At 63.1% G+C, this 13,031-nt stretch carries 11 protein-coding genes; 2 read left to right on the forward strand and 9 right to left on the reverse strand.

Features of this window, described 5'->3' with window-relative positions:
• Positions 1 to 12 precede the first annotated feature (12 nt).
• Positions 13 to 777 (reverse strand): IclR family transcriptional regulator C-terminal domain-containing protein, encoded by a 765-nt coding sequence (locus CP958_RS18660; protein ID WP_170959031.1) that lies wholly within the window; start codon positions 775 to 777, stop codon positions 13 to 15.
• Positions 778 to 794: 17 nt separating this feature from the next.
• On the reverse strand, positions 795 to 2,591 hold the full coding sequence (locus CP958_RS18665; protein ID WP_242442992.1) for an aldehyde ferredoxin oxidoreductase C-terminal domain-containing protein: 1,797 nt from the start codon (positions 2,589 to 2,591) through the stop codon (positions 795 to 797).
• A 255-nt stretch (positions 2,592 to 2,846) separates the two neighbouring features.
• Between CP958_RS18665 and CP958_RS18670 the strand changes: the two genes are divergently transcribed.
• Both CP958_RS18670 and CP958_RS18675 read left to right on the forward strand, forming a co-directional pair.
• Entirely contained in the window at positions 2,847 to 3,944 is a 1,098-nt protein-coding gene (locus tag CP958_RS18670) for an FUSC family protein (protein ID WP_141400573.1), read from the forward strand.
• Between the two features lie 39 nt (positions 3,945 to 3,983).
• The gene (locus tag CP958_RS18675) at positions 3,984 to 4,466 is read left to right on the forward strand and encodes a MarR family winged helix-turn-helix transcriptional regulator (RefSeq protein WP_096703722.1); all 483 of its coding nucleotides are present in this window, start codon (positions 3,984 to 3,986) and stop codon (positions 4,464 to 4,466) included.
• A 68-nt stretch (positions 4,467 to 4,534) separates the two neighbouring features.
• On the opposite strand, the gene CP958_RS18680 is transcribed toward CP958_RS18675, so the two are convergent.
• The 7 genes from CP958_RS18680 to CP958_RS18705 all read right to left on the reverse strand — a co-directional run bounded on the left by CP958_RS18680 (position 4,535) and on the right by CP958_RS18705 (position 12,745).
• On the reverse strand, positions 4,535 to 6,304 hold the full coding sequence (locus CP958_RS18680; RefSeq protein ID WP_096703723.1) for a thiamine pyrophosphate-requiring protein: 1,770 nt from the start codon (positions 6,302 to 6,304) through the stop codon (positions 4,535 to 4,537).
• Entirely contained in the window at positions 6,301 to 7,203 is a 903-nt protein-coding gene (gene nrfD / locus CP958_RS18685) for an NrfD/PsrC family molybdoenzyme membrane anchor subunit (protein ID WP_096703724.1), read from the reverse strand. The genes CP958_RS18680 and nrfD overlap by 4 nt, the downstream gene beginning before the upstream one ends.
• A 7-nt stretch (positions 7,204 to 7,210) precedes the next feature.
• Positions 7,211 to 7,816 carry a 4Fe-4S dicluster domain-containing protein gene (locus CP958_RS18690; protein WP_170959032.1) on the reverse strand — a complete coding sequence of 202 codons (606 nt, stop codon included), beginning with the start codon at positions 7,814 to 7,816 and terminating at the stop codon, positions 7,211 to 7,213.
• Positions 7,813 to 10,425 carry a molybdopterin-dependent oxidoreductase gene (locus CP958_RS18695; protein WP_096704176.1) on the reverse strand — a complete coding sequence of 871 codons (2,613 nt, stop codon included), beginning with the start codon at positions 10,423 to 10,425 and terminating at the stop codon, positions 7,813 to 7,815. Before CP958_RS18695 ends, CP958_RS18690 begins: the two co-directional genes overlap by 4 nt.
• An 11-nt stretch (positions 10,426 to 10,436) precedes the next feature.
• Positions 10,437 to 10,787 carry a MoaD/ThiS family protein gene (locus CP958_RS26020; protein WP_141400574.1) on the reverse strand — a complete coding sequence of 117 codons (351 nt, stop codon included), beginning with the start codon at positions 10,785 to 10,787 and terminating at the stop codon, positions 10,437 to 10,439.
• Positions 10,788 to 10,821: 34 nt separating this feature from the next.
• On the reverse strand, positions 10,822 to 11,031 hold the full coding sequence (locus CP958_RS18700; protein ID WP_096703726.1) for a hypothetical protein: 210 nt from the start codon (positions 11,029 to 11,031) through the stop codon (positions 10,822 to 10,824).
• Positions 11,032 to 11,131: 100 nt separating this feature from the next.
• On the reverse strand, positions 11,132 to 12,745 hold the full coding sequence (locus CP958_RS18705; protein WP_347337846.1) for a UbiD family decarboxylase: 1,614 nt from the start codon (positions 12,743 to 12,745) through the stop codon (positions 11,132 to 11,134).
• Positions 12,746 to 13,031: the final 286 nt, after the last annotated feature.

Below are 13,031 nucleotides of genomic sequence, written 5' to 3' on the forward strand. Positions count from 1 at the left end.
AGGTCGGGACGCTCAATGGCTGACGTAGCGCTGCCCGATGCCTGACGCAGCTTGGATCAGCGCCGGCGCGAATGATCGTTCCATCTGATGCAGCGTTATGGCCTTGGCCGACGTCACGATGCTGAGACAGGCGACAACCCTGCCATCCGCCATGACCGGCACCGCCATGGCGCGGGTGGGCGTCCCCATCTCGCAGTCCCGAGTGGCGAAGCCCCGTTGGCGGATATTGTCGAGAATGGCTCTCAGCGAACCCGAGTTCCGACATCCCGAATAGACCCCCGGATACTCGATCATGCGGCGCAGCAGGTTGTCGCGCTCCTCCTCGGTGCAGAAGGCGAGATGGGCCCGTCCGGTGGCCGAGCCGACAATGGACAGCCGATACCCGCGATTCCGGGTAATCGGCAATTCACGGGCGCTGTTGCCGGGATCGAGCACCACCATGGCCTCCGTGTCGCAAATCACAAGGTCCGATGGCCAGCCGGCCGTTTGCTGCCGCAGCCAGTTGAGAACCGGGCGAGCGACCGTCAACAGCTGATGGGTGTCGACAGGTTGGAACCCTCGCGACAATTCAAGAACCTTGAATGTGAGTTCGTAGCCTCCCTCGGCCCGCCGGGCCACGTACCCAAGGGCGCACATGGTTTCCAACAATCGGACGATGGTCGGTTTCGGCAGCTTGGTAATGCTGTGGATATGGCGGACATCGGTCACCGTCGGGCAATTGAGGGCATCGAGAACCTCGAAACCGCGCTGAATCACGCTGATGACATTCGGGACCATCGGCCGCGCCTCCTCCATCACGTGGAAAAATGCCGCTCGCCCATTTCCGCTGCCATCAGGGCGTCCATGCATTGGCGGACGTCGTTGAAGGGGCGTGCGGTCTTGTTGCTTGGAGGCAATGCCTCATCATAGAAAAAGGCCGGAAGCCGGTCGTCATCGGCCGTGAACCCAGCCCGCCGGTTGAACTCGAGTTCCATCCATACGGTCTCGCGCCCGATCTCGCGCAGGAGCGATGGCTTAATGGCAATGCCGAGGCAGCCATTGACCGCCTCCGCCATCATCTCGTAATTGGCGTCGGTAACCGAACGCCCGAAGATGCACAGACCCATGCTGTCGGAAACGGCGAACTTGAACTGGGCATCCAGACTTGCCGCCGCCAGTTCCCGCGTGGTTTTACCGCTGCAATCCATGGCCGCAATCGCCCCGGCGGTGTGATCCGCCCCTTGGGCCGTGGTCATCATGGAAACTCCAGTCACCTCGACCACCCTTGGATCATAGGCGCTGATCGCCTGTCTCTTGATCACTGGAACGCGCCCGACGCCGAAATGCTCTCCCACTCTGGCGGTGCCTTGAGCCAGCAGGCGTCCCCGCTCATTGCCGAGCCGCAAATCCTCCAACGCCACCTTGATGAAGCGGATATCTCCGAATTCCGCCTGCCCGCCCTCCATGAGCACGCCCAGGGTGGCGCCGGTCTCGATGGAATCGACCCCCAGGTCGTTGACGATGGCATTCAACTGGGCGATATCGTCGGGATCGCCCAGGCCGCAATTGGTCCCCATCAGGCCGAGTGTCTCGTATTCCAGGGGAGACACCATCTCCTTGCCGGCGTCATCCACATAGACGTTGCTGCATTGGATGACGCATCCCGGCATGCAGCCATGGGTGGTGTGCCCGCCTCGCTGAAGAATCCGCTGGCGGATGAAATCACCGCCGACCCTCAGGGGCTGCCGCTTTGGGTCGACAAGCTGACCGGAGCGAAAATTCCGGACGGGCATGCCCCCGATATAGTTAATGAAGTCGGCCATTCCGGCCGTTCCCAGTTCCCGGAAGCTTTTCGTCGCCGGTTGCCCGGCCAGGGCCGTTGCATAGTCCTTCGACAGTTTGTAGAAGGACTTCCTGTCGTGGACGTCTGGCATTTTGTCCAAATCGGCCACGATCGCCTTGACCCTCTTGCTGCCCATGACCGCCCCGACGCCGCCCCGCGCGGCCAGTCGTCCCGGACGCCCCTCGCGATCATTGAAAGCGATCCCCGACAACAACCCCCGGTATTCGCCGACCGGACCGCACAAGGCGAAGCTGATCTTGGGGCCGTATCGCTCGAACAGCGCCGCCGCCGCCTCGAAATTGCCCATGCCCAGAAACGGCCCGGCGGGGTCGAAGCCCAGCGTTCCGTCCCTGCGGATTCGAATCACCACCCATTCGTCGGAACTGCCTTCGAGGATGAAGCCGGCCAGCGCAAGCTGTCCCAGGGCCACGGCAAACATCCCACCGCTGTTCGCCTCCTTGATGCCTCCGGTCAACGGGCTCTTGCATCCCACACTGATCCTGTTGGCGTTGGAGAACGCCGTCCCGGCCAGTGGCCCGGCGGAAAAGATAAGCGGATTCTCGGGCGACAGCGCATCGGCCGTGGCCACCCCGCGCTCCAACAGCATCCTGGCGATCAGGTGGCGTCCGGCCCGGACCATATCCTCGCCATGAAGGTCGGTGGATGTCCAATCGCGCCGCGTGAGGTCAATGTGGAGAAATCGCTTCATGTCAGCCCATTCCCAGACCACCGAAGGCATGACCGGCCGACCGATGCGGCCAACCGTCATAGCCTCCGGCGGCGCCCCGCCGACAGGCGGTTCGCCGAAATTCATGTTGCCGACGAGGAATCGGATTCGTGTCCCGGCATTGCGGGCATTGGAATCTGACCACGAGGCGCATCCCTGTTTCCGCCGCGCCTCTATCGGGCACATTCGGAGACGGACATCCAATATTGAGACGTCTGTCTAATTGTGGATATAATACCATATCATTGGTTGGTTTCAATCGATTTCCCCTGGGCGCCCCCGCCCGAAAGGACAAGCGTGAACGACATTCCGACACGGCCGGATTCTTTGATGTCATGGATTCAACGGCACGCCGCCGATTTTCGCCTCAGCTTCAAGACCACCGTCGCCGGTCTGGCCACTTATGCCGTTGTCGAGTTTCTTCATCTGCACCAAGGAGCCTGGGCGGTCCTTAGCGCGGTGCTGATCATGCAGGCCAGCGTCGGAGCATCCCTCCGGGCGGCCAGGGATAGACTGATCAGCACCCTGGGCGGCGCCGGCTACAGCGCCGCCGTCGTGGTGCTGCTTCCCCATGACGACCCGGTCCGGCTGGGTATCGCCCTGGGCGTAGCCCTGGCGCCGGTGGCCTTCCTTACCTCGATCTACAGCAGCTTCAAGACGGCCCTGATCACCACCGTCATCATCCTTCTAAGCGGCACCGGACAATCGGGCGGCCTCGTCGGCTCCGCCATGGACCGCGTCGTAGAGATCACGCTCGGCAGCGTGATCGGCCTGGGAATCGCCCTTTTCCTCCTGCCGACACGCGCCCATGGCCTCATCGCGCAGACCTCCTCCCGCATCCTGGATCTGCTGGCACGGCTGTTGACGGAAACACTGGCCGATCGTTCGGTGACGGCCGATCCCAAGGCGATCCAGTCTCTGCACGACGTCCTCCGGTCGGCCTTCGTCCGCGTCGAGGCGATCACCGACGAGGCCATCCGCGAACGCCAGGCGTACCTGAGCACCGAACCCAGCCCCGATGCTCTCCTCCGGACCCTGCGGCGACTCCGCTATGACATGGTGATCATCGGCCGGGTCACGGCCCCTCCCTTTCCCTCGGCGGACAGCGCCAGGATCAAGGAAAGGCTTGCCGCGATCGCGCAGTCGGCCACCGCCTTTCTTCACGGGACCAGTCAAGCCCTGATCCGGCAGGCCCGGCCGCCCGGTATCGAGGCCGTCGAGGCGGCGGTCGCATCCTTTCAAGACGAACTGGCCGTCCTTCGCGCGGAAAACGATGCGGCAAGCATCGGCGGCGCCCTGGGAATGCTCACCACCTTGGGCTTCGCCCTCGAGCATCTGAGCCTGAATTTCAAGGACCTCCACAGCAGAGTGGACGAACTCGCGGAACAGCTGTAATAATTTGGCGGATGGCAAGTGTATGAACCATGGGCGATAATGATGATTGATGCCGATCCCGCTACCGTATTGGACGATCTCTATGATCGTCCCGGTTTTTTGTTTCGTCGCGCCCATCAGATCTTTGCCGCGCTATTCGCCGACACATGCCGCCATCTTGATCTCACCCAGAGCCAGTATGGCGTTCTCAGGCTGTTGAAATATATCGGGTCCGCCGACCAGACCACCGTGGCCCTGATGCTGGGGCATGACCGCTCGACCGTCGGCCTGGTGGTCTCCAATCTGGTCAACCGCGGCGCAATCCTCAGAAAGCCCGATTCCAATGATCGGCGACGCAATCTGCTCGTCCTCACGGCGGAGGGCCTTGCCCTGGTCGATATGGCCACCCCGTTGGCCGCCCAGGCTCACGAGGAGGTGTTCAGGCCCCTCGGCCAGGAGGAACGGGCGGCCCTGATGGCAAGCCTGCGCAAGTTGACCTCATTCTTCGGCGATGATATCCGCGTGCCCATTGATCCGCCGTGATCGGCGGGAAATGAGACCAAAGCGGAAAGGAACCGCTCGGACAGAGTTGCCCCGGGAGACGGAAGGCGTCACCCCGGAACCTTCTCGGGCCGGCGGACCGCCTCGATGGCCACCACCAGAACGGCCGAGCGGCCGAGGGTGATCTCGCCGAGGCAGCGGCGAATGGCGGAGGCCAAACCCTGCGGATCGTCCACCCGCTCGCCATGGGCTCCGGCGGCCTCGGCGACCTTTTCCCACTGCATGCCGTCCGAATAGTCAGCCTGGAAGGCCCCCGCCGCGACGGCTTCGCCATGGGGATAGACCCGCGTCGTCGCCCCCGCGACGGCCCCCCATCCGGAATTGTCGAGCACCACCGTAAAAATCGGCAGCCCATACTTCGCCGACACCGCGTAGACCGCCGACGGGGACGAGAAGCAGAAGCTGCCGTCACCGGTGACATGGACGACAAGTTGATCGGGATGGGCCAGCTTGACCCCGAGAGCGGTTCCACCCCCGAATCCCAGGCCACCACCGCCATTGCCGAAATAGGTCCCGGGGCGGGTCCGTGGAAGATGAGTGCACAGGGGAATGACGTTGGTGATCGCCTCCTGAACCACGATGGCATCGTCGTCGATGAATCTGGCCAATTCGGCGCAGACGAAGGCCGCCGACATTCTTCCGCCCCGCCCCGGCTTGAAAGCCACCGGCGCACCAGCGGCCGGAGCCGGCCAATTGGCTGAACGCCGCCGGGCCTTTTCCCTCCACGCCTGGGGGGCCTTGGCCTGCAGGATGGCGAGCAGGCGGTCGAGCACCCGGATACTGTCGGCCTGAACGCGGATATGGCTGGGAAAACCCCACATCGGGCAATCCTTCTTGATGGCATCCACATCGACGTGAACCCAGACGGCATCCGGATTTTCACTCGCCGATGCGGGCAGCCACGGCACATCCACATCGACCAGCAGGCCGAAATCGGCTTTTGCCACCGCCTCGGCCGTATTCAATCCGGCGAAGCACGGCGACGTCCGTGAAACATTCAGATAAAGGGGGTTCGACTCGTAGACCCGAAGACCGGCGAAGAGGGCAAGACTCTCGATCACCCCCGGCGCCCGCGGGTTACGTCCGGCATAGGCGGTGATCAGAATGGGATTTTCCGCCGCCAGCAGCCGGTCGACGATCTCCTCGATGATCTCGTCATCGACACCCTGATTCGCCACCGCGCCGAACCGCGATTCCGGAAAAGCCCGGATATCCGTCTCGTCATGCTCACCCGTCAATATTTCACGGGCGGCGGTGAGATAGACCGGCCCCATGGCACCGCTGTGCATGACGCTATGCGCCCGCCGGAGCACTTCCTTGACGATCAGGCCCGATGGCAGGTCGTAGGACCATTTGACATAGGGTCGGACCACGGATGCCATGTCGAACGGCTCCTGAAGGAAATTCACGAAGGTATCCCGCGAACCGGGCAGTTCTCCCCGGCTGGTGAACGGCGCCTTCCCCGCCAGGAGCAGGACGGGAACCCTTGTCCGGAAAAGATTGTGCATGCCCATGGCCGCGTTGGCGGTTCCGGCATCCACGTGAACCACCACGACCTGGCCTCGGCCGGTCGCCATGGCATAGCCTCCGGCCATATGAACGGCCACCACCTCGTGAGGACAGAGGATGACCTCGGGCGGGGCCTTCCCCTGCCGACGCCAGCGGGCCATCTCCTCGACAATGGGAGCATGGTCCGTACCGAGGTTGCAGAACATGAAGTCGATGCCGATTTCGCAAAGCCCCTCGAGAAGGTAGTGCGCCGTGGGCCTCAAGGTCGGCTCGGGGCGGGAGGTCGGCTCGGGGCGGGAGGTCGTCGTCATGCTTGGCGCCTTTGGGGAAGGTGGAGAGGCCGATAGACGCCGGCCCGGACGGTCGAGAGCTTCATGAAAAAGTCGCCGGCCACCGAGGCCAGACCGATCAGCGCCATGGTCGCCGGTGAATGGGGAATGGGAGCACCGAGCAGCAGGACAGGCACCACCAGTCCGACCGCCAGGGTTCCTCCGTAGAACAGCGTGGCCAGCCGCCCGGCGAAGAGATCATGGACGGAGCGGCGGGCCGCCGCGTCCCCCCCCGACAAAGCGCCATGAATCTCCAGGCCGAACAGCAGGCAGACCAGCATGGTGATGCCGACCCAAAGATGGAGCAGGTTGCCGCCGCCATCCCCGCCCAGGGCGGCGATCACCAGCAGCGACGCGATGCCGCCGCGACCGGCAAAGGCGATATAGATCGCCGGGTGGATCGGCGAATGCCAGAAGGGGATCGCCTTGGAGGCCGTGTAGCAAAACCCCATGTAGCCGATGATGGTGACGGTTCCCACCGCGGCAAGCATCCTGCCCGCCAGACCGAGGACTCCCCCATCCCCTTCGGGCGACAGGAAAACCATGCCCAGATGCAGGGTCGCTCCGGCCAGGAACAGGCTTAACCCGACAAAGCCGCGCGAAATCCATGAGGTCCGCACATGGCGGATCATCTTGAAGGCCCGTTCCGGCCGACCCAGGAACATCAGATGGACAAGCCCCCCCAGCGCCCCCAGGACATAAGCCACCACCAAGCCGGCGGTGACGCCGTAGAGGGAAGCCATCAGCCAGGTGCCGCCGGCGACGCCCACCAGAAAATGGCCGATGACCAGAAGCACCCCCTTGCCCTCCCCCCATTCCCGCTGCGGCCGATAGGCGCTGCGAAGGTCGGCGAGGTGTTGGTCGTATCTCTGAGAGTTCATGAGGGCCTCACGGAGCCAGATAATAGACGGCGGGACCGGTACCGGCCTCGGGATGAAGGGTGAAGCCCCCCCTGTCCCTGATCAGGCGCGACACCTCGCTGTTGGGATCATGGAGATCGCCGAAATAGCGAGCCCCGGCCGCGCAATTGGCGACGCAGGCAGGAAGTTTTCCTTCCGCCCTCCGCTCGGCGCAGAAGTTGCACTTCATCACCACCCTCTCGGGATGGCGCTCGGACCGGGCCGTCTCGTAGACGGTCGGCCCGGATTCGGGAAAATAGAACTGCCGCTCGTCATGGAAGTATCGGTTGTTGTAGGGACAAGCCATCATGCAGGCGCGGCAGCCCACGCATTTGTCATGATCGATATCAACAACGCCATGTGAGGCGTGGTGGCTGGCCTCGGTCGGGCAGACCTCGACACAGGGGGCGTCGTCGCAGTGATTGCACAATACCGGCAGAAATAGCTGCCGCACCGTCGGATACACCCCCTCCTCGCGCTTCAGAACGCGGGCGAAGAAGACCCCCGGTGGCGTTCCGTGCTCGGCCTTGCAGGACAACTGGCATCCATAGCAGGCGATACAGCGCTTGAGGTCGATCACCATTCCCAGTCTCATGACGCCTCTCCGATCCTGGTGACCTTGACCTTGGCGCACAGGTCGAGATTGAGGTTCTGCGGACTGGCATGGGCGAAATCGAGTTCCAGCAATTCGTTGAAGAACACGCCCTTGCCCTTGGCCACCGGCATGCCGGCATGCCAGTGGCCGGCCAGACCGGCAATTCCCAGCCCCTCCGGATGAATGGCCTCGCTCAGGCAGACCCGTCCCTCGACCGAGCGTCCGACCTCGGTCTCGACCCGGATCAGATCGCCGCTCTTCAGGCCGCGCGCCTCTCCGACCGATCGATTGACGACAATCGTGTACGAATACGGGTCCAGCCGCGCCGCCTCGTCCAGCCACGGGTTCTCGGTCGTATAGCTGTTGCTGTGAAGGGTATCGCGGTAATAAAAGGCATAGAAGTCGAATCCAGGCGCCTTGCACTCATGTGAAAGGCACGGATTAAATAATGGCAGAGGATCATAATATTCCTCTGGAGTCGTATACCCATGCGGTTGGGCAATCTTGTTTATCTTCTCACGGATATCGACCATGAACTCCCAATAGATCGGCACCCGCGCCTCCGTCGTCGCCCTCCAGTAAGGTTCGTCGGGAGTCTTCGGCCATTTGATGACACCATTCGTCTTGAACCAGTCGAGACCGTGGACCTCGCCGAAATTGTTCTTCAGCTCGGCATCGCAGATCTCGTCCCAGGAATACCGCCGATCCGGGAGCAGCCGGTAGGGGGCCTCCAGGTTGAGGGAAGCATTCATGGCGGCATGGACATCGGGCAGAATGCCGACGCGATCGGCGAGATCGAGCAGGACATCGGCAAAGCGGCGCTGCTCGCCCCAGGGCTCGTCGGCGGGCTGGCGGATGCCCCAGCACCACTCGCCCATGCCGGCGGGATGCCCGAAGATGAAGGGCCAGGTCGAACGGGAATCCACCGATTGCAGGTAGTCGCAATCGGGCAGGACGATATCGACGAAATCCGATGTCTCGTTGAGGAACAGGTCAAAGGACACGATCAGCTTGTAGCGCTGCAACGCCGCCGCCACCGTTTCCTTGGTCCCCATGCTCATCAGCATGTTGGCGCCGAAGTTCAACAGTACCTCGGGGCGGTAGGGCAGGCCGAATTTCGTCCACATCTCTTCCTGGTCGGACGACGCCAGGAAGGGAGAGTTCATCCCCATCACGAACAGGTCCTGAAGGCCGATGTTCTGGGGCGAGCGGGGCTCGGCCATGGGATAGGGGTAGTGGTAACCCATCCAGGTTCCCGACACCATCAGCCCGTCGCGGCCCGGCTTGGGCCGGTATTTCAACCGCCCGGTCCCGGGAAAGCCGTTGCAGGCGGGGTTGAAGCCGAGACAGCCGCCGGCGACGTCGGCAGCCCCGACCAACTGGTTCAGCAGATCGACCCCCAGGAAGTTGTAGGTCGAATTCATATGCCCCTGCGAGCCGCGAAAGGCGATGGCCGCCGCCGGGCGGTAGGGAACGCTGACGCCGTCGATGACGATGGTGCTGCCGATGCGGGCCTCGGTGGCGAATTCCGTCGCCAGGCGGCGAATGTTCGCGGCGGGAACCGTGGTGATGGCCTCGGCGGCTTCAGGGCTGAAGCTTTTGAGATGATCCTTGAGCAATTGAAACGCCGGATGGCAGACCACGCCGTCCACGCGATACTCACCCAGAAGCGCCATGCTCGCCGAAGGCACCTCGGTGTAGGGCCGGGCCTCGTTGCGCCCGCAATCCCAGACCAGCGGCTCTCCGCTTGCTGGGTCGCGGACATAGCGCTTGTCCGGACCGATCAGGTAGGGACCGTTGGTCTTGGATTGGAGATAAGGCTCGTCGATGCTGCCCAACTCGTTGACGATGACGTTGCACATCGCCAGGGCCAGCGGCCCATCGGTCCCCACCCGCAGGGGGACCCATTCCGAGGCCTTGGCCGAGGCGAAATTGCACATGGGGTCGACCACGACCATCTTCATGCCGCGCGCCCGCGCGTCGGCCGCCAGCCCCATGTTCGAGCAGGACGCGTGGCCCGCGGAATGCCCCTTCGAGGCGCCGAAATAGATGGCGTAATTGCAATAGGCGAAATCAGGGACCACCGACCACGAGGCATGCATTATCCCGCTGATTTCATGGGCGCCGTTTCCGCAGTGAAGCCCGCCGCCAGCGGTCGCGATGTTGGGGGTGCCGAATCCGGCTGCGAAACTGTGAAACGGAATCCGGCTCGCCGTGACGGTGGTGGTCCGCTGCACCACGAGCTTGCGCGGGTCCTCGGCCCGCACCCGCCTTAAGGTCTCGGCGATCTCGGTCAGAGCCTCCTCCCACGAAATTTCCTTCCAGCCGGGGTCCACACCGATTCCCTTGCGGGGATTGGTGCGGCGCAGCGGCCGGGTCAGGCGGTTGGGATCGTAATGCCCCATCAGGCCGCTCACCCCCTTTCCGCAAAGCTTTCCCTTGCCAACCACGCTGTCGGGATTGCCTTCGATCTTGATCACCACGCCATCGACGTTGTGAGCCCGGATCGAGCAGGTGGCGTAGCAAAGGGCGCAGGCCGAGGGCACCCATTTGTCGATACCCGATGCGTTTGAGGACTTTTCTTCCCGCCTGGAAAGATGAATGGTCATGGCAATTCCTTTCATCCGCCTTCGGCGGCGGTGAGCACGATCAACTCGAAATCGGAAAGACCGCCGGGCGTTTCGGGCAACCGGTCGTCGAGATCGACCGGCATTCCGTCGATGAAAACCCGGCAGATGCTGAATTTGCGCGATGGCGTTTCCATCACGGATTCCAGCAACGCGGCCCCCAGGCGTCTCCCGAGAATTCCAAGCAACTCTCCAACCGTTATCCCCGGCGGCACCTCAAGTGTCAGTGGCCGCTCCGGACACAGCACCGACAGGCCGCCGAACAGCCACAGGCGAACCGCCTGATGCCCCGGCTCTCCCGCCTCGCCCCGAAGTCGACCGGCCCCCGCCGCTGAATGTTCCACCACACCTCCCCCGGGCAGCGACCAGCCCCCGCAGCTAGGGCCTGCTCGGCGGCTCGGCACTGCCGCCGCCAAGGCCGGAATCCGTCCACTCGACGATGCGGGACATTGTTCCGGATATATCCGGACACAATATGGACAACTCCTTGGCGAGATTGCGGACCGCCTTGAGATCAACTTGATTTCCGGCGATCTGATCGGCAAGAAGCCCCGCCAGGGTATCTATCTGATCGAAGCTGTACTTCATCACCGGCTTCCTCGGATGGCATGGTATTCAACGGCCGACGCTCCCCCGGAAGACCGCCCGGCACCACATCCATGGTGACGCCGGGCGCCATTTTCCCGCATCAGCCCTTCTTCGCGCCTTCCTCGCCGGGCTGGAGGCCCGGCTCGAAGCCGCCGACTTCGTGGTAGACGACCTTCTGGTCGGACTCGAAGGCCCGGACCGTCGGGATCTTGCCCGGCAGACCGAGATCGCTCCACCGGCCGGCGACCTTGTTGTAGACCTCCTCGCGCAGGGTGGTCCGCTTGGAGAACACCGGCAGGTATCGGTGCTCCTTGCAGGCGTTGATCAGCGCCTTCGAGCCATAGGGCCGCTCCTCGGGCGGATTCTGGGTAGGATCGAGCCAGGTGCTCCAGGTATTCCGGAGGATGTCGATGTCCTCGACCGGATTGCACCGGCTGGCCATGGCCCAAATCACCTGGTCCATGTCGGTGGGATCGATGTCCTCGTCGACCGCGATGATCCACTTGGTGTAGTAAGCCCCTCCCGGCCCCTGGGCGGCCAGGGCCAGCGTCTGGGCGGCGTGGCCGGCATAGCGCTGCTCCATGCTGATCACGGTCATGCCGAAGCCGCCGGCGGCGGCGGGATGGGAATAGACGCCGTGAATGCCGGGAATACCCAGTTTGTCGAGATCGTCCCAGATCTTGGCCGACCGGATCACCGAGAAGAAGCCGCTCTGCTCGCACGACGGATAGTCCGCCATCAGCGCATTGGTCAGTATCGGCTTGGTCCGGAAATGAACCGCGGTGATCTCCACCAGCGGACATCCCGCCTCGGGGCGGCCGTAATAGCCGGGAAACTCGCCGAACGGCCCTTCCGCCCGAACGGAATTCGGGCGGATGATGCCCTCGATCACCAATTCGGCATTGGCGGGAAGGAGCAGATCGGTCGTCTTGCCCTTCACCACCGGAATCGGCTCGCCCTTGATGCCGCCGGCGAATTCGTATTCAGAGACATTCTTCGGAAAGGTCTGGGACCCCACCATCATGAACAGGGGATCGATGCCCCAGGCCGCCGCGACCTCGATCGCCTTGCCCTGCTCCCAGGCGCGGGTGATATGCAGGCGGGCGTCCTTGCCCGGCGAGAGATACAGGCCGCATTCGCGCTTGCCCTGGATCATCATCCGGTAGGTGCCGATATTCAGGTAGCCGCTATCCGGATCGCGCGTGATAACCGCATCCGCGGTACCGGCGTAGCGACCGCCATCCAACGGCCAATGCCGCGGAATCGGAAGCAGGTCGAGATCGATCTGATCACCCAGCAGGGTATTCTCGAAGATGGGGGCCTCGGCTGCCGGGACCTCGCGCGGGGGAATGCGCCGCTTGAGCTTATCCTTGGCGCGCTTGATCAATTCGGTGGTCGGGGTGTTGGCGGGCTCTTCCAGGGTAAGAGCGACACGCTTGGTGCTCGGCCCGAGAATGTTCCACAGGGACGTCGCCCCAACCGGACTCTTCTCGAACCCGGCGGGGTTCTCGAACAACACGGCCGGAGATGGCGTCTGCTTGGCGGCCAGGTAACCAATCGCGCTCATTTCCTCGTCGCGATCGACCGGCTTATTCACCCGGACCAGTTCACCAATTTCCGCAACTTTCCCAAGCCACTCCCGCAAATCCTGGATCGGTTTCGCCATCTGCCATTCCTTCCTTGTCATTTCGTGGACCTCCAGGACCGCTCGCATCGAGCGTCCGGGCCCCAGTCATGACGAGAGGATAGACATCGGCCCGACGCGGACAATCCGCCGAGCATTGGGCGTTTCACCTCACGGAACGCAGAATTTCCCAGGCCGGACGGCCCGCCCGCCGCCTCATTTTGTATTCCGCAGCATGAAACAGCGGGAACTCCGTTATTGCCCATTCCACTCCCCCCTCCTTAATGTTTTTCCATGTCGGCCATAGAAAATCAGAGAACCAGAGGAGCAAAGAACGCCACGGCGCCAACATCGCAGGCAGCACATAAGAAGCAAT

The sequence above is a fragment of the Magnetospirillum sp. 15-1 genome, assembly GCF_900184795.1.
GTDB lineage: Bacteria > Pseudomonadota > Alphaproteobacteria > Rhodospirillales > Magnetospirillaceae > Phaeospirillum.

Coding starts and splice junctions, on each gene's coding strand:
- CP958_RS18660 (WP_170959031.1), bottom strand. CDS start 777: ATGGTCCCGAATGTCATCAGCGTGATTCAGCGCGGTTTCGAGGTTCTC.
- CP958_RS18665 (WP_242442992.1), bottom strand. CDS start 2,591: ATGACGGTTGGCCGCATCGGTCGGCCGGTCATGCCTTCGGTGGTCTGG.
- CP958_RS18675 (WP_096703722.1), top strand. CDS start 3,984: ATGATGATTGATGCCGATCCCGCTACCGTATTGGACGATCTCTATGAT.
- CP958_RS18680 (WP_096703723.1), bottom strand. CDS start 6,304: ATGACGACGACCTCCCGCCCCGAGCCGACCTCCCGCCCCGAGCCGACC.
- nrfD (WP_096703724.1), bottom strand. CDS start 7,203: ATGAACTCTCAGAGATACGACCAACACCTCGCCGACCTTCGCAGCGCC.
- CP958_RS18690 (WP_170959032.1), bottom strand. CDS start 7,816: ATGAGACTGGGAATGGTGATCGACCTCAAGCGCTGTATCGCCTGCTAT.
- CP958_RS18695 (WP_096704176.1), bottom strand. CDS start 10,425: ATGACCATTCATCTTTCCAGGCGGGAAGAAAAGTCCTCAAACGCATCG.
- CP958_RS18700 (WP_096703726.1), bottom strand. CDS start 11,031: ATGAAGTACAGCTTCGATCAGATAGATACCCTGGCGGGGCTTCTTGCC.
- CP958_RS18705 (WP_347337846.1), bottom strand. CDS start 12,745: ATGCGAGCGGTCCTGGAGGTCCACGAAATGACAAGGAAGGAATGGCAG.